The organism is Mycobacterium dioxanotrophicus, assembly GCF_002157835.1.
GTDB lineage: Bacteria > Actinomycetota > Actinomycetes > Mycobacteriales > Mycobacteriaceae > Mycobacterium > Mycobacterium dioxanotrophicus.
In genome coordinates, this window is sequence record NZ_CP020809.1 from 3523590 (window position 1) to 3538174 (window position 14585).

Below are 14585 nucleotides of genomic sequence, written 5' to 3' on the forward strand. Positions count from 1 at the left end.
TGTGGCTCCTACGGGTTGACGATGGCGTCGAGCAGAAATGTTCGGCCCGAGATGACGGCTTCTAGTGCGCGTTGCAGTGCCGGGCGCAGCGCATCGGAGTTCTGTACGCATTCACCGGTGCCGCCGTAGGCTTCGGCCTGTTTCACATAGTCCGGCGTGGGTTGGATGACGTCGCCGACAAAGTTCTCTTCGCGAACCGCAGCGCTGTCGGGGAAGTACTTGCGGAAATTCCAGTTCTGGGATGCGTACTGCCGGTTGTTGCACAACACGATGAGCAACGGAACCCCGTACTCTTGTGCGAATCCAAGGGCCGCCGGAACGGGGTTGTAGTGCCAGGCACCGTCACCGATGATGCACACGACGAGCCGGTCCGGGCATGCAAGTTTGACGCCGAGTGCGCTGCCCAGACCGGTACCCAATGCTCCCGCCCAACCGCGGTACTGCTGAAACGGTTTGCGGGCGTATAGGAATTGGATCATCTGTGGCACTTGGGAGGTGATCTCATCGACGCAGATCGCGTTCTCGGGCAGTGCCTCCTGTAACGCGTCGAACAATTCGGTGACTGTCACGGAATCGGTTGTCTCAGACGCGGTCTCATGTGGTTCGTCGGTCTGGTTGGAGTGGATGCCTTGCGTACAGCCGGCCCACGGTCGGGAACCGCCGGGCCGTGAGGCCGCGCGCGTTCGGAGATTGGCGGCCAGGGCGGCCAGATTGAGCGATAGATCTCCCGCGACGGCCTCGGTGGTGGGGTAGCCCCAATATGCGGCGCGTGGGCGCAGCGGGTCCTGATCGAGGTGAATGACGGCGCAGCCCGGGCGCAGCGCCGCATGGGGTGGATGCCAGAGCCCGTTGCAGCCGGCCAGCAGGACGGCGTCGACTTCGCCGAGGACCTTGTCAGGCGAACCTGCTCGGTACAACGGATGCGTTCGTGGAAAATTGTGATAGGCGGGCATCCAGAACTCAAAAACGGGCGCCGCAAGCGCCTCGGCGATGCGCAACAGGGCAGCGCGGTCGTCGTCGGTTCGCCCGCCGTGTTCGGTGATGATGATGGGATAGGTCGCGCCCGAGAGAATTTGGGCTACCCGGTCGATGTGTTGTGGTGTTGCGACAACCGGTGTCGGGGAAAACCACGCGGGGATGTCAGGGTGGCCGTTGCCCATCAACAACTGAAAGGGAACCTCCAGCAGCGTTGGCCCCATCGGGACGGACTCGGCGAGGAATTTCGCCCGCCGGGTTTCATAGGCCAGATCTGATGGCGTGCGGGCACGTTTCGACCATTTCGTCACCGCTTCGGCATTGCGCGCCGGGCCGGCATGGTCGGTGAGCAGTGCGGGCCACTCAGCGCCCGGGTCACCGTCTGGGTCGTCGCCGTAGCTGAGCGTGTCCGGCGACAGCACTGTCATGGGCGTACGTTCCTGAAGCGCGGTGTTCAGTCCCATCGAACCGTTCTGAACGCCCAGCGAGGTCGGCAGGAAGACAACCTGGCTGCGTCCGGTGGCCTTGTAATAGCCCGACGCCAGGCTCACCGCCAGCAGTTCGTGGCGGCAGCGGAAGTACCTTAGCTTCATGTTCTTCCCGTGCCGGGAAAACGCCTCCCATATCGGCGCCATCACTGAGATGGGGGAGGCGAAAATACAGTCCACGCGTTGGGCTTCCAACTGTTCCAGCAGTATGTCCGCGCCGTTCTTAGCCGAATCTGTGTCCGTCACATCGGCGACGCTATGAATTGACCGCGCCGTGCGCCAAACGCGCGCTCACTGAGTGAGCTTTTGTGGGCCGACCGGCGTTTCGGCCGATCGGATGAGGTTGGTGATGCGGGCGCCGGTGGCCCTGGTTGCGGCCAGCAGTCCGAGCGGTGGTCGGCGTTCGGCGACGAGAGCCGACACAGCCGCCGTTACATCGTTGCCGAGTGGGATCGCCACTGCGACACAGCTCAGATCGGCCAGCACCTCGCCGGCATCGACTATGGGTGCGGGACGGGCCAGTTCGCGGTAGGCCCGCGCGGTCGCAGTGCCCGGCGGTACCTGAGCTCCGGGTACGGCGGTGAACTCCAACGGAATTCGAGCGTCTACCACATCCAGGAACACAGCCTCACCGCCGATCGTTGCGGATAACTGCACGGCGGCCCCAGTGGCGGCTGCCAGCTCGGCGAGCGGCCGACGGGCTGCCACCCGTAATCGTCGCTCCGGGCTCACTCGCGCACCCAGCCCAAGTAGGCTCGCGCCGAGCCGATATCGGGTGCCGTCGCGACTGACCGCCCCGACCACGATCAGCTGCTGCAACAGCCGACGTACGGTTTCCCTCGGGATGCCACTCGCGTTCGCGAGGTCGAGCAGCCGCACCGGTTCCAGCGCCCCGACGTGATCCAACAGTTCGAAAGCGCTGGCAATCACCGCTCGTCCGTCATTGCGAGAAGAGCCGGTAGCCGATGAGGCAGCCGTACGGTCAGTAGATCGAGACAACTCGACTCTCATCATCAATCGAGCGAGCCGGCCTGCAGCGCATGCGGATCCATATCTGATCGACGCGCGGTTCAACCCGGGTTTTCATGCCTGGCAACCCGGTGTACGTGCAGGCCCACTGAGTGGGCAAGGGCGGCGCAATCGTCAGTGAATCCGACACGATGGGTCCGTGGCTGACGTTGATGGCGATTCGCGCACCGTGGTGATCGTTGTCTTCGACGACGCGACGCTGTTGGATATCGCGGGGCCGGCTGAGGTGTTCAGCGAAGCCAACCGCTTTGGTGCGCAGTACCAGGTCAAGATCGCTTCGCTCGACGGGCGTGACGTGACGACGTCGATCGGGACGCGGCTGGGTGTCACCGACAGGATCTCGTCGTTCGATTCGGCCGATACCGTCATGATCGTCGGCAGCGATGACCTGGTCGGGCGGCCGATTGATCCAGCGCTCGTCGATGCCGTCAAGTCACTGTCGGGACGGGCCCGACGTGTGGCGTCAGTTTGCACCGGATCGTTCGTCCTGGCGAAGGCTGGTCTGTTGACCGGCCGGCGCGCGACCACCCACTGGCGAGACGTTCGGCAGTTCGCCCGGTCCTTCCCCGATATCGTCGTTGAGCCGGATGCGCTCTTTGTCCGTGATGGCAACGTATTCACCTCGGCAGGGGTGTCGTCGGGCATCGACCTCGCGCTGGCACTGGTGGAAATGGACTACGGCACCGAACTGGTCCGCTCCGTGGCCCGGTGGCTGGTTGTCTATCTCAAACGCGCGGGCGGTCAATCGCAATTCTCGGTGTTGGTCGAGACAGATCCGCCTCTGGCGTCTCCGCTGCGTCCCGTCACCGATGCGATAGCGACAAACCCAGCTGCTGGCCACAGCGTGAAAAGGCTTGCTGCCCAAGCATCGCTGAGCCCACGTCAGCTCACTCGGCTGTTTCAATCCGAGCTGGGAACCACCCCGGCGCGTTATCTCCAAATGGTCCGCATCGATGCCGCCCGGGCCGCACTGGACGCCGGTCGTACGGTCGCTGACGCCGCGCACCTGGCCGGTTTCGGCAGCGCCCAAACCCTGCGGCGGGCATTCCTGAGCAGCCTCGGAATCACGCCCAAAGCGTATCGAGAAGGCTTCCGCGGTGCGTCTGACTCCTGAGCGACCGTGCCAGGCGCTTGGCATTACCACACATGTCGAACCGAGCTGCACGGTATCCCTCTCGGAATCAAGCGTTTTCACAACTATCGGACCTATGACGTCGCTGGTACGGGTTCAGTCTGTACTGCCTCAGCGGTCGGAGTCCTATCACGATGGGACATCTTTTCCACAGTTTGCGACATCACCGCGCGGGGCCGTGTGGACCCATGCAAGTGTCTATGGCGTCATCACAAGGCGTTGGCTTGCTGAATGCTGCTGTGCGGCAGAGGGAAAGGGCACCGCACCACACCTACAGCGGCGCGCACCAATTCCGGAAGAGCGGCAGGAACCGTATCCCCAAGGAGGAGCCATGCACATGTCGGGTTCGGCGTTTGCCGCCGCGGCACCTGTCCAACCGCAAAATTCATTGCTCCCGTTGGTTGACGCTGCGGCACAACGCCTTCAGGCAGCCGACCCGGTAGCCGCTGCCAAATACACGACGGGTGGCGCCATCGACGATCCGAAGCGTGAGCAGCAAGTCTTTGACATCGTGACGAAGGCCGCCAAAGCCAATGACATCGATCCCGCATATGTCGTCACCGTTTTCCGCAATCAGATCGATGCGACGAGCGCGGTGGAGCACACACGGTTTGCGCAATGGAAACTGGATCCGACCTCCGCGCCTGTAGCGGCGACGGACCTGGCGCATTCGCGGACGACGATCGACAGTCTGAACCACTCGATGGTGCGCGAGATCGCTGCGCAATGGGACGTGCTGCACTCGCCAATGTGCAGGTCCGAACTCAACAACGCTTTACAGAATGTCGTCGCGGCACGAGCGCTCGACGAGGTCTATCAGGCGGCCCTGTCGTACGCCACGCACTCGTACTGCACATCATCGGTCCATATCGTCGAGGAGAATTAACGATGGGTAGTTTGGGTGAGCGAACGAGCGGAGGCGCCGTCGCTTCGCGAGTGGGAGGGGCGGTCACCGTGATACGGGTGGTCAACATGATCGCACTGGCCGCCATGCTGGTGCTTACCGCGGGGTGTGGATCGACAACGACGCCATCGCCGAAAGTCATGCCGGCCTCTGGTGGGTTGTCAGAAGTGCTGCAGCGCGGGACGGTCCGCGTGTGCAGCACGGGTGACTATCGCCCATTCACCTATCGTGATCCCGCAGGCACGTGGAGCGGTCTCGATATCGACATGGCCAACGATATGGCTGGTCGACTGGGAGTCCGAGTGGTCCTGGTGCCCACTACGTGGGCAAGCCTGGTCGACGATCTGAACACCAAGTGTGATGTGGCCATGGGCGGAATCAGCATCACGCTCAAGCGCGCCGAGCAGGCCCTCTACAGCGCTCCCTACCTGCGTGACGGGAAGGCGGCGATCGTTCGTTGTGCTGACAGTTCGAAGTTTCCGACGCTGACCGAGATCGACCGTCCTGGTGTCCGCGTGGTGGTCAACCCCGGTGGCACCAATGCTGAATTCGACAAAGACCATCTGCACAACGCTCAAGTGGTGACCTATCCGGACAACAACACGATTCTGTCGCAGATCATCAGCGGTGCTGCCGATGTCATGATCACGGACACCAGTGAGATCCGTTGGCAGGTAAGCCGGAATCCTCAGCTCTGCGGTGAGAGCCTGGATCACCCGTTCACCTTTTCGCAGAAGGCCTATCTCATCGCTCGACCTGCGGCCGACCTGCAGCAGTGGATCAACCAGTGGCTGAACATCACTCTGAACGACGGAACGTATGCAGCGCTGAGCCAGAAGTACTTTGGCGCGGTCACCGGACCGTGACGTTGGGGTACTTCGTGCGGCATTGTGGCCACATTCGGCCTCTGAGACCACAGACCGAACGGCGAGCTGTTCGATTGGTGGTGGATTTCATCGAGCATTCGTGATCTTCTACACAGGTGCTCTGGCTCGCCGTCTATGGCCGCGTCGTAGGTCGGTTCGGAGCTACGAGGACCGCAATTGCCCGCGCCACCCAGGTGGTTCGCTTGCAGTCCGGGCCGGGCGAGCGGTTCAGCAACTTGACCCACACCGCAGGAAGACGCGAGAGGAACAGTATGAGGACGATCGCATCCCGCAACACGGCAATCGCAGGCCTGGCCGCCGTCGCGCTGATCACTGTTGGCTGCAGCACTGGTACGAGTGCCGACGAGTCGGCGTCACCGCAGGTCGGGTTGATCGCCACCACCACCGCTGCCGCACCGGCGCAGCCCGCTGTCGTGAAGCTCATCGGGGAACGAGACGTCGAGGTGACGCTGACCGGCCCGATCGCTGCCAAGTACCAGTCGGCAACCCAGCATCAGAAGGATGCTCTCGGCAAGCCACTGACGGGTGACCGTAATGCAGGAGCACGCGAGAGCGGCGTGTTGTTCCAGCAGTTCCAGGGCGGCGTGATCACCGCCAAGAACGGCGACGCGGGCACACCCGCGTACATCACCTGGGGCAAGATTCGAGAGGCGTGGAATGTCCCACGCGATCCGGACGGTGCGCCCGCGGTCACCGGTGAGAACGGCTCGGTGGGTCCTTTGGGCGCACCCACCAGCGACGAGAACGCAGTCGACGACTTGCTGGTGGAGACGTTCGAGCACGGCAAGATCGCGTACAACCCGAAGACCGGTCAGGTCACGGTGACAGTGAACGACAAGGTCGTACCGTCCGGCCTGTAGCGCCGGTCTCGCACACGGCCGGTGACACAGTCGCGAGTAGCGACTCACCGCAAGGCTGTAGCAAGCCGCGGCCACGTCGGCTCAGGGGGTAGCGTCGTGCCGCAACGCGGCGGCGTAGCGGGTGTAGCCGGGGCGCAGGGTGACATGATCGACAGCCACTCTGGCGATGTCCTGCCAGTCGGCCACGAACGTGCCACGGTGCCGCCACCGCAGCAGGGCGGCGAGGAGTCTCGGTTGGGTGATGTCGCTGCGCTCGTAGCCCAGGTACGACGAGCGTGTTCGCGGGCTGATAACCAGGCCCAACAGCTGTGGCGGCGGCGGATTGCGGTCGCAGTCTCCGGCGACGACCAGTCGAATGTCCACGATGGTGCCGATGCGATGCTGTTCGGCGTCAATCGCAGGCAGGCCGAGCAGGCTACTTAGCCGCATGCCGACCTCCGGGAATGCGAGCGATGATGTGGTCACGCAGCCAGCGCTCCACCCAGTGCACATCGCTGGGTATGTCAGTGGGTGCCAGGCGTACCGTAACGCCGACGCTGCTCACGAGACTCCATGGGATGTACTGCAGATGGGACGCGGGTGGCGCGCCGCCGAAGATCCGTGTTGCCACGACCTCGCCGGAGAGCAGTGCCGTCACCGACGGCGCCGGAGCACCCGGTGCGATGGCTTGATCCGGTTGCACCCCAGTGAGTTCCAGGTCGTCGACGATCCCCACCGGGTCGCCGTCGGCGTCGAGCAGTTGACGGTCCAACAGATGCAGCCGGGCATCGAGCGCTCGACCGGCATGCTGGTTGAGGAATGGTCCGGTGCGGGATGTCATCGTCCCGCTCCCGTCACGATCATCAGCGGGATTGCCGCCAGTGAGGCGGCGAGGATGACTACCAGGTAGACGGAACTGAGCATATTGGTCACCCTTCCGTTGGTCTGATCGCCCATGTATTCGGGATCGTTGGCCACGATCAGGATCGGCAGATAGGTCAGTGGCAAGGCGATGGCAGAAAACACCACCGAATACTCGGTGACCGTGACCGGGTTGACGCCCGTGAACAAGACGGCGGCGCCGGTGATGATCGACAAGAGCATGACGATGTGAAACCGCGCCGCCTGAGCGGGACGGCGAAACTTGCCCCACGTCCAGCCGAGGAACTGGGCCAGAATGTAGCCGGCCGACAGACTGGTTTCCAGAGCCGCCCCGAAGGTGGCGGCCACGATGCCGACAATCGCGAACGCCAGCGCGAGTTTGCCGCCGGCCAGCACGACCGGCATCACGTTCTGAGACAGTGCCGTGACTTGGATTTGGCTGGGCCACAATACGATCGCCGCACACGCCGCGATGGAGAGCGAGAGTATGCCGCCGAGCGGAAAACCGACCATCACATTGAGCCGTGATTTACCCAGATCCGCTTGCGTCCATTGCTCTTCGATGGCGCCGGACGAGTAGAAGAACACCTCGTAGGGGGCAATCGACGAACCGAAGAGCGAGATCGCCATGTACCAGTACGTGGTGGCTGACTCAGAGTCGGGAATCGCCGGCCTTACCGCCTGACGCGCCAGGTCGGACCAGTTCGGATGCAATGCAACGACAGTGACGACGAAGACGATCAAGCACAGACCAAGGAGTCCGGTGACGTTTTCCATGATGGAGAACTTGACCCGCCAGATCACCAGCCATACCCCGAATGCTGCGAGCGGTATCCACCACATCCGCCCGACGTCGGTGGCCATCTGGAACGCCAGTGCCACGCCGCCGATCTCGGCGGTCATGGTCATCAGATTGATGAAGAACGACGCCGAGAGGTCTGCCGCCGCGATTCGAGGACCGAGGCGTTCACGGATTATCTCGAAGGTGGCTCGCCCACTCACGGCGGCGACCCGCCCGGACATCTGGGCGAACAGGCAGATACCCACTACTCCAACAGGGATCACCCAGGCCAGCGCCAAACCGAACCGCGAGCCCACCACGGCACTCATGACCAGATCGCCCACGTCGAGGAATCCGCCTATGGCGGTGAGGATTCCCAGAGCAACGCCGAAGATCTTGGGCATCAGTGGTAGCCATGCTCGAGTGCTTCAGCCGATGCGAGCAGGCTGTCGCGAATCGACGCAGGGTCCGGTCCAGTGGTTACCTGCCGCAATCTCGCCGACGCTGCGTTGAGCTGGCCGATTATCGATGTCATGGACTCGGTCAGCATCTGTTGACGACGCAGATCTGCAGGGTCGTCGTCCCCGCGGTCGGCGGTTTCCTTGTACGCTCTGGCAACGTCCTGTCGGGCGTCGGAGATTTGCACACTGGTCAATCGGGTGGTGGAGCGGCCCTGCAGCCACAGGTCCAGCGCAAGGGCTCCGCTGCGCGCGGCCGATGCGGTTTCCTTCATCGACTGAGCGAGTTGACCCGGCATGCCGTCGCGGTTGGCCGGACATTGTGTCAATAGGAGCCCGAAACCGATGGCGATTATCCCCAGTACCAGCAGCGCCCGAAAGCGGTGCCGGCGTTGGACTTTGGTTGCCATCGCTGTTCCATCAGTCCAATGGTGAACACCGGCAGGCGGATACGGATATCGGCGTGCCGGTGGCTCGCTTGTCGGGCGCGTGGCCCACGCAGGTCATGGCAGTTTCAGGTGTCGGCTTCATATCATCACTGGGGGAGTGCCTCAGGCGCGAATGCGAGGGCGTCTTGGCCCGGCGTTGCGGACCGACAACGCACTGAGGGGCCGGTGACCGCTACGGCTGTCTGCGGCGCCGCGGGCGGAACGCGTCTTTGACTTTTTCACCAGCGTCTTTGAGATGAGATCTCCGCTGATCCGCCTTGCCTTGGGCTTCCAACTCGGGATCGTCGGTTGCACGACCATATGTCTCCTTGATCTTGCCCCTGACCCGCTCGATTTTGTTCCTGGCTTTATCGGCGCCGCTCATTGCACCACTCCTGCCACCTCGGCTTCGTGACCAACCAGCGACGGGAATACCCGTTTTCGGCGCCGATCCTCAAGCGTCGGCTGAAGCGCGAGTGGCCAACCGGTTGTAGGCAGCCGTGAAGGCGGCAGCCCCCGCGAGAAGCTGCTCACGCTCGGGTTGGCTCATCTGCTCGGTGACCACGCCGAAGCGTTCGGCCCGTGCGGCAACGACCTCGTCGAGAACCGCACGTCCGGCGTCGGTCATCTCCAGAATCGTCGCGCGCCTGTTGTGCGGCGCGACGCTGCGGGTGATCAACCCGGCTTCGGCGAGCCGATCGCTGAGACGGCTGGCGCTCGACGGCACCATGTCGAGGTCTTCACCCAATTCCGTGACCTGGCTCGGACCGAGGCGCTGTAGTGACTGCAAAGCCCGCAGCGTCGGCAGTCCCACGCGCTTCTCGATCTCCTCGAGCACCGCGACGTTCAACGCCAGCAGGCCCCGTGTCGCCCGTTCGAGTTCGGCTGCGTACTGGGCGTCGGGCTTCGGGGCGGCGGCCGCGTCCGTTCTCTCGGCACTCATGGCGTCGTCAGCATACATCCGCAATGAATGTCGTGCACTGACGCAAATTGCCCTGTTTGCAAATCATCCGTTTTGGATACATCGGATGTAGTCGGGTAAATGGCGGCGGTTTGGGTAACCGCCCGCCCAGATCAGCGGATCAAGGAGGCAGCATGGCGCGAGACACGCGCGGCCCGATGCCACCCCAGACAGCCGACCTTCGCCGGGTCAGTCTCAACCCGTCTCATTGGCGCCAGGGCCGCCTGATACTCGCCGGGGAAGCCGTCGCGACAGGAGTACTCGGCGTGGTCGGTCTGGTCGGCGTTCTCGTTCGTCCCCAGCACGACGGGTGGTGGGTGCTCGGCGTGCCGCTCACGCCGGCGCTGAGCGTCGTCATGCTGGGCATCGCGGCGTTGGCGGCCGTGTCGTCCATGCATCGCCGGACGGCGAGAGTATTCACCCTCGGAATGGGTGCCGCCGCTGTGGCGCTGATGATCATCTGTTCGGTGGCCGCGGTGCACCACGTGCCCGGCCCTATGGGATTCACCGCGCCGGCGATCCTGCTGTGGACGATCCTCTTCTGCTGGAGCATCGCATCCGCGATGTGGATCCTGCCGGACGAGATCGAGGGTCCGGCTTGGATTTCGAAGCGGCGTACGCGCCACCGCACCGATTCCGCGATGTCGTCTGGTGGACGGGTCGACTCACCCGACTCATGAGCGGCAGCGGCATCGGTTTCATCAAAACCCCGGTGTGCCTGGCGAAGCCGCCGCACATGATTCTCGACTGCCCGAAACAGAAAGGACTCGCAATGACCACCACATCGCCACGCACCGTGGTCGTCACCGGAGCCAGCGCAGGCATCGGACGTGCCGCTGCCCGGGCCTTCGGGCAGCGCGGTGATCGCGTCGCACTACTGGCCCGCGGACACGACGGACTGCGCGGAGCCGCCGAGGACGTCGAGGCCGCGGGCGGGACAGCACTGACTCTGCCCACGGACATCGCAGATTTCGAGCAGGTCGATGCCGCCGCCACCAAGGTCGAGGACACTTTCGGGCCGATCGATGTCTGGGTCAACGTCGCGTTCACGTCGGTGTTCGCGCCATTCACCGAGATCGCTCCGGCAGAGTTCCGGCGTGTGACCGAGGTCAGCTACCTCGGCTTCGTCCACGGAACGATGGCGGCACTGGCCCGGATGAAGTCGCGCGACGCCGGTGCGATCGTGCAAGTCGGTTCTGCGCTGGGGGCCCGCGCCATTCCGCTGCAGTCGGCGTACTGCGGTGCCAAACACGGCATCAATGGATTCACCGAATCCGTGCGCACCGAGCTGCTGCACGACCGCAGCAATATCCACATCACCGTGGTGCAGATGCCGGCGCTCAACACGCCGCAGTTCGACTGGGTGCTGTCGCGGCTGCAGCGTCACCCTCAGCCCGTGCCGCCGATCTATCAGCCCGAAGTGGCTGCCCGCGCCATCCTCCGGGCAGCCGACCATCCAGAGCGCAAGCAGTACTGGGTCGGTGCCAGCACGGCGTTGACGATCCTCGGACAGCGGTTGATGCCGTCGGTGCTCGACCGCTATCTCGCGCGCACCGGCTACTCATCGCAGCAGACGAGCGAGCCGGTCGGTCAAGGCCGCCCGAACAACCTTTGGCAGCCCCTCGACGACCGCCCCGGCAGCGATCGAGGAGCGCACGGCTCCTTCGACGACCGCTCGATCGATCACTCGCCACAGGTCTGGCTTTCTCGGCACGCGCGATCACTGTCGGTGGCCGCCGGTGCGGCGCTCACTGCCGGAGGGGTCGCGCTGATCCGCTACCGGCACTGACTTCGCCGGCAAAGGAATTCCATAGACGACAACACTTTTGAAGGAGACAACATGTCTGACACCGTCGGTGACGTCCTACTCGGGCGGCTGCGGGAATGGGGCGTCAAACAAGTCTTCGGGTTCCCCGGAGACGGCATCAACGGGCTGCTCGCCGCGTGGCAACGCGTCGACGACAAGCCACAATTCGTCCAGGCCCGACACGAAGAGATGGCCGCGTTCGAGGCGGTGGGTTTCGCCAAGTTCTCCGGAGAGGTCGGCGTGTGCGTGGCCACCAGCGGCCCCGGCGCGGTGCACCTGCTCAACGGGCTGTACGACGCCAAACTCGACCATGTCCCGGTGGTGGCCATCGTCGGCCAGACCGAACGCTCCGCGATGGGTGGCTCCTACCAGCAGGAGATCGACCTGATCAGTTTGTTCAAGGACGTCTGCAGTGAGTACGTACAGATGTGCACGGTCCCCAAGCAGCTGCCGAACCTCATCGACCGTGCCATCCGCGTCGCGCTCAGCGAGGGCGCACCCACGGCGATCATCGTGCCCTCCGACGTCTTCGAGCTGCCTTACGAACCGCCGGGGCACGCGTTCAAGCAGGTGCCCTCGAGCCTCGGGATGTCCGAGGCGCGCGTCGTCCCCGACGACGCCGCGCTGCGCCGGACCGCCGACCTCCTCAACGCCGGGCAGAAAGTCGCGATGCTCGTCGGCCAGGGCGCCCGGGGATGCGTCGCCGAGCTCACCGAAGTCGCCGAGCTGCTCGGCGCCGGCGCCGCAAAAGCCTTGCTGGGCAAGGACGTGCTGCCCGACGATCTGCCATGGGTAACCGGATCCATCGGGCTGCTCGGCACCACCGCCAGCTGGCATCTCATGATGGAGTGCGACACGCTGCTCACCGTCGGCTCGAATTTCCCGTACACCCAGTTCATGCCCAAACTCGACCAGGCCCGCGCTGTGCAGATCGACCGTTCCGGCAAGTGGATCGGGATGCGGTATCCGTATGAGATCAACCTCGTCGGCGACGCCAAGACCACGTTGCGGGCGCTGATCCCATTGCTGGAGCGCAAGACCGACCGATCCTGGCGCGAAAAGATCGAAAAGTGGGTGGACAGTTGGTGGACCACCGTGCAGCGCAGGGCCATGACTGACGCCGAGCCACTCAACCCGATGCGGATCTTTTGGGAACTGTCGGAGCGGATGCCCGAAAACGCCATCATCGCAGCGGATTCCGGCTCGTCGGCCAACTGGTATGCCCGCCACCTGAAGTTCCGCGGCGACGTCCGCGGGTCCCTGTCCGGCACATTGGCCACCATGGGGCCCGGGGTGCCCTATGTCATCGGCGCCAAGTGGGCCCACCCCGACCGGCCAAGCATCGCCTTCGTCGGCGACGGGGCAATGCAGATGAACGGCATGGCCGAACTGATCACCATCAGCAAGTACTGGAAGCAGTGGGCCGACCCGCGCCTCATCATCGCCGTCCTGCACAACAACGACCTCAACCAGGTCACGTGGGAAATGCGTGCGATGGAGAACTCACCGAAATTCGATGCGTCGCAGAACCTTCCGGACGTCGACTACGCGGCGTTCGCGCGCAGCCTCGGCTTGCACGGCGACAACATCGACGACGCCTCGGCGCTCGGCGACGCATGGGACCGGGCGCTTGCAGCCGACCGGCCCACCGTGCTCGACGTCCGGTGCGACCCGAACGTGCCGCCGATCCCGCCGCACGCCACGTTCGAGCAGGCGAAGTCTCTCGTCGAGGCGGTCGTCGGCGGCGACGACGACAGCGCGGACTTCATCAAGCAGGGAATCAAACAGAAAGTGCAGCAATACCTTCCAGGCGAGAAGAAGGGCCGCTCATGAGACCCGTACGCGCCGCGGTGCACGCCATCCGCACCGGACGTTTCGAACGCACCCTCGCAGCGCTGACCGCGGCCGGCGCGGCGGTCACCACCGCCGAGATCTACCTTTCCCATGACGGCGCGAGCTTCGGCAACCGCATGATGTACTGGCCGGTCGTCATCGTTCCGACCGCCGTGCCCGCCGGACTGGCGGGATTCTTCTCCCGCCGCGCCGCCCACACCGTGCTGCCCGTTGCCAGCGCGCTGATCGTCGTCAACGGCGTGCAAGGTGCCTACTTGCACTGGCGTGGCATCTGCCAGCGGCCCGGCGGACTGACCCGCTACAACCTCGAATCCGGGCCACCGGCATTCGCGCCACTGCTGGCCTCGCTGGTCGGTGGCATGGGGCTGCTCGCGGCACTGTTGCGCCGCGAGGACCTGCCGCTGCCGGGGGACGGCAGCCGCTGATGCCCTTCCGCCCGGCACACCACCGCGCCGTCACCCCCCAGGGCCGGGGCCGTTTCCCGGATTTCGACGTGTTGACCCAAGCCGACAAGTGGGATCAGGTCACCGCCGGCGTCGTGCTCGGACGGCTGGCGCTGCCGACCACGCTGTCGTTCTTCACAGTTGAGGAGATGGCGATCGCGCAGCCCTTGCTCGACCTGCTCCTGGCCCAGGACGACGACCCCAAGGTTCCGGTGCTGGAACTGATCGACTCCCGGCTGGCGGCGGGAGAGACCGACGGATGGCATTACGACGACATGCCTGCAGACGGGCAGGCCTGGCGCGACTCCCTGGCCGCGCTCGACGGCGACGCACGCGACCACTACGGCGCCGGGTACGGCGACCTGGGCACCGGCAAGCAAGCGCGGCTGCTGCAGGACGTTCAGGACCTCGCCGATGCAGCCGAGCACTGGCACGGACGGCCCGCGGGTCACGTGTGGAGCTTGTGGACGCGGTATGCGTGCACGGCGTTCTACTCCCATCCGTGGGCGTGGAACGAGATGGGTTTCTCCGGGCCGGCCTACCCCCGGGGCTACCTGAACCCTGGTGTCAACGCGCTCGAACGGTACGAGGTCGCCGACCACCGCGATGTCGACCCGGTTCCGTTCGCCGAGCGGGTGGAGCGCGCGCGCCGCGCCGATTCGGATCTGCCCGAAGGGCGGACCGATGGGTGACGGCAGTACCGTACGAAGCCGCAAC

General features: G+C 64.5%; 17 protein-coding genes. 9 read left to right on the top strand and 8 right to left on the bottom strand.

Annotation, left to right across the window (positions count from 1 at the left end):
* Positions 1-8: 8 nt before the first annotated feature.
* Together BTO20_RS17060 and BTO20_RS17065 are read right to left on the bottom strand one after the other, a co-directional pair.
* The gene (locus BTO20_RS17060; protein ID WP_087077530.1) at positions 9-1709 is read right to left on the bottom strand and encodes a thiamine pyrophosphate-dependent enzyme; all 1701 of its coding nucleotides are present in this window, start codon (positions 1707-1709) and stop codon (positions 9-11) included.
* A 45-nt stretch (positions 1710-1754) separates the two neighbouring features.
* Complete coding sequence (locus BTO20_RS17065) at positions 1755-2393, bottom strand: helix-turn-helix domain-containing protein (RefSeq protein ID WP_157680235.1); 639 nt, start codon at positions 2391-2393, stop codon at positions 1755-1757.
* 238 nt (positions 2394-2631) lie between these two features.
* Here BTO20_RS17065 and BTO20_RS17070 point away from each other — a divergent pair, with 238 nt between their 5' ends.
* From BTO20_RS17070 to BTO20_RS17085, 4 genes are all read left to right on the top strand, one after another.
* Complete coding sequence (locus BTO20_RS17070; protein ID WP_087077532.1) at positions 2632-3606, top strand: GlxA family transcriptional regulator; 975 nt, start codon at positions 2632-2634, stop codon at positions 3604-3606.
* 349 nt (positions 3607-3955) lie between these two features.
* Positions 3956-4510, top strand: a complete 555-nt coding sequence (locus BTO20_RS17075; protein ID WP_087077533.1) for a chorismate mutase — start codon at positions 3956-3958, stop codon at positions 4508-4510.
* 86 nt (positions 4511-4596) lie between these two features.
* Positions 4597-5394 carry a transporter substrate-binding domain-containing protein gene (locus tag BTO20_RS17080; RefSeq protein ID WP_087082227.1) on the top strand — a complete coding sequence of 266 codons (798 nt, stop codon included), beginning with the start codon at positions 4597-4599 and terminating at the stop codon, positions 5392-5394.
* Between the two features lie 272 nt (positions 5395-5666).
* On the top strand, positions 5667-6275 hold the full coding sequence (locus BTO20_RS17085) for an LGFP repeat-containing protein (protein WP_087077534.1): 609 nt from the start codon (positions 5667-5669) through the stop codon (positions 6273-6275).
* 81 nt (positions 6276-6356) lie between these two features.
* Here the strand turns inward: BTO20_RS17085 and BTO20_RS17090 are convergent, their stop codons facing one another.
* The 6 genes from BTO20_RS17090 to BTO20_RS17115 all read right to left on the bottom strand — a co-directional run bounded on the left by BTO20_RS17090 (position 6357) and on the right by BTO20_RS17115 (position 9746).
* Complete coding sequence (locus BTO20_RS17090) at positions 6357-6704, bottom strand: hypothetical protein (protein ID WP_087077535.1); 348 nt, start codon at positions 6702-6704, stop codon at positions 6357-6359.
* Positions 6691-7095 carry a hypothetical protein gene (locus BTO20_RS17095; protein WP_087077536.1) on the bottom strand — a complete coding sequence of 135 codons (405 nt, stop codon included), beginning with the start codon at positions 7093-7095 and terminating at the stop codon, positions 6691-6693. The genes BTO20_RS17090 and BTO20_RS17095 overlap by 14 nt, the downstream gene beginning before the upstream one ends.
* Positions 7092-8321 (bottom strand): Nramp family divalent metal transporter, encoded by a 1230-nt coding sequence (locus BTO20_RS17100; RefSeq protein WP_087077537.1) that lies wholly within the window; start codon positions 8319-8321, stop codon positions 7092-7094. The genes BTO20_RS17095 and BTO20_RS17100 overlap by 4 nt, the downstream gene beginning before the upstream one ends.
* Positions 8321-8785 carry a hypothetical protein gene (locus tag BTO20_RS17105; RefSeq protein ID WP_087077538.1) on the bottom strand — a complete coding sequence of 155 codons (465 nt, stop codon included), beginning with the start codon at positions 8783-8785 and terminating at the stop codon, positions 8321-8323. The genes BTO20_RS17100 and BTO20_RS17105 overlap by 1 nt, the downstream gene beginning before the upstream one ends.
* Positions 8786-8996: 211 nt before the next feature.
* A complete protein-coding gene (locus BTO20_RS17110; protein WP_087077539.1) occupies positions 8997-9188 on the bottom strand; it encodes a CsbD family protein in 192 nt (63 codons plus the stop codon).
* A 69-nt stretch (positions 9189-9257) separates the two neighbouring features.
* Positions 9258-9746, bottom strand: a complete 489-nt coding sequence (locus BTO20_RS17115) for a MarR family winged helix-turn-helix transcriptional regulator (RefSeq protein WP_087082228.1) — start codon at positions 9744-9746, stop codon at positions 9258-9260.
* 152 nt (positions 9747-9898) lie between these two features.
* On the opposite strand from BTO20_RS17115, the gene BTO20_RS17120 reads away from it, so the two are divergent.
* The 5 genes from BTO20_RS17120 (at position 9899) to BTO20_RS17140 (ending at position 14560) form a co-directional block, all read left to right on the top strand.
* The gene (locus BTO20_RS17120) at positions 9899-10444 is read left to right on the top strand and encodes a hypothetical protein (protein WP_087077540.1); all 546 of its coding nucleotides are present in this window, start codon (positions 9899-9901) and stop codon (positions 10442-10444) included.
* A gap of 92 nt (positions 10445-10536) precedes the next feature.
* Positions 10537-11553 carry an SDR family oxidoreductase gene (locus BTO20_RS17125; RefSeq protein ID WP_087082230.1) on the top strand — a complete coding sequence of 339 codons (1017 nt, stop codon included), beginning with the start codon at positions 10537-10539 and terminating at the stop codon, positions 11551-11553.
* 51 nt (positions 11554-11604) lie between these two features.
* Positions 11605-13404 (top strand): thiamine pyrophosphate-requiring protein, encoded by a 1800-nt coding sequence (locus tag BTO20_RS17130; RefSeq protein ID WP_087077541.1) that lies wholly within the window; start codon positions 11605-11607, stop codon positions 13402-13404.
* Positions 13401-13850, top strand: a complete 450-nt coding sequence (locus BTO20_RS17135; RefSeq protein ID WP_087077542.1) for a hypothetical protein — start codon at positions 13401-13403, stop codon at positions 13848-13850. Before BTO20_RS17130 ends, BTO20_RS17135 begins: the two co-directional genes overlap by 4 nt.
* Entirely contained in the window at positions 13850-14560 is a 711-nt protein-coding gene (locus BTO20_RS17140) for a gluconate 2-dehydrogenase subunit 3 family protein (RefSeq protein ID WP_087077543.1), read from the top strand. Before BTO20_RS17135 ends, BTO20_RS17140 begins: the two co-directional genes overlap by 1 nt.
* The last annotated feature ends 25 nt before the right edge of the window (positions 14561-14585 follow it).

Bases quoted from the DNA above. Each gene is read 5' to 3' on its own strand.
- BTO20_RS17085 (WP_087077534.1), top strand. From the start codon at position 5,667: ATGAGGACGATCGCATCCCGCAACACGGCAATCGCAGGCCTGGCCGCC.
- BTO20_RS17140 (WP_087077543.1), top strand. From the start codon at position 13,850: ATGCCCTTCCGCCCGGCACACCACCGCGCCGTCACCCCCCAGGGCCGG.
- BTO20_RS17100 (WP_087077537.1), bottom strand. From the start codon at position 8,321: ATGCCCAAGATCTTCGGCGTTGCTCTGGGAATCCTCACCGCCATAGGC.
- BTO20_RS17075 (WP_087077533.1), top strand. From the start codon at position 3,956: ATGCACATGTCGGGTTCGGCGTTTGCCGCCGCGGCACCTGTCCAACCG.
- BTO20_RS17115 (WP_087082228.1), bottom strand. From the start codon at position 9,746: ATGAGTGCCGAGAGAACGGACGCGGCCGCCGCCCCGAAGCCCGACGCC.
- BTO20_RS17095 (WP_087077536.1), bottom strand. From the start codon at position 7,095: ATGACATCCCGCACCGGACCATTCCTCAACCAGCATGCCGGTCGAGCG.
- BTO20_RS17080 (WP_087082227.1), top strand. From the start codon at position 4,597: ATGATCGCACTGGCCGCCATGCTGGTGCTTACCGCGGGGTGTGGATCG.
- BTO20_RS17110 (WP_087077539.1), bottom strand. From the start codon at position 9,188: ATGAGCGGCGCCGATAAAGCCAGGAACAAAATCGAGCGGGTCAGGGGC.
- BTO20_RS17120 (WP_087077540.1), top strand. From the start codon at position 9,899: ATGGCGCGAGACACGCGCGGCCCGATGCCACCCCAGACAGCCGACCTT.
- BTO20_RS17105 (WP_087077538.1), bottom strand. From the start codon at position 8,785: ATGGCAACCAAAGTCCAACGCCGGCACCGCTTTCGGGCGCTGCTGGTA.
- BTO20_RS17125 (WP_087082230.1), top strand. From the start codon at position 10,537: ATGACCACCACATCGCCACGCACCGTGGTCGTCACCGGAGCCAGCGCA.
- BTO20_RS17135 (WP_087077542.1), top strand. From the start codon at position 13,401: ATGAGACCCGTACGCGCCGCGGTGCACGCCATCCGCACCGGACGTTTC.
- BTO20_RS17130 (WP_087077541.1), top strand. From the start codon at position 11,605: ATGTCTGACACCGTCGGTGACGTCCTACTCGGGCGGCTGCGGGAATGG.
- BTO20_RS17090 (WP_087077535.1), bottom strand. From the start codon at position 6,704: ATGCGGCTAAGTAGCCTGCTCGGCCTGCCTGCGATTGACGCCGAACAG.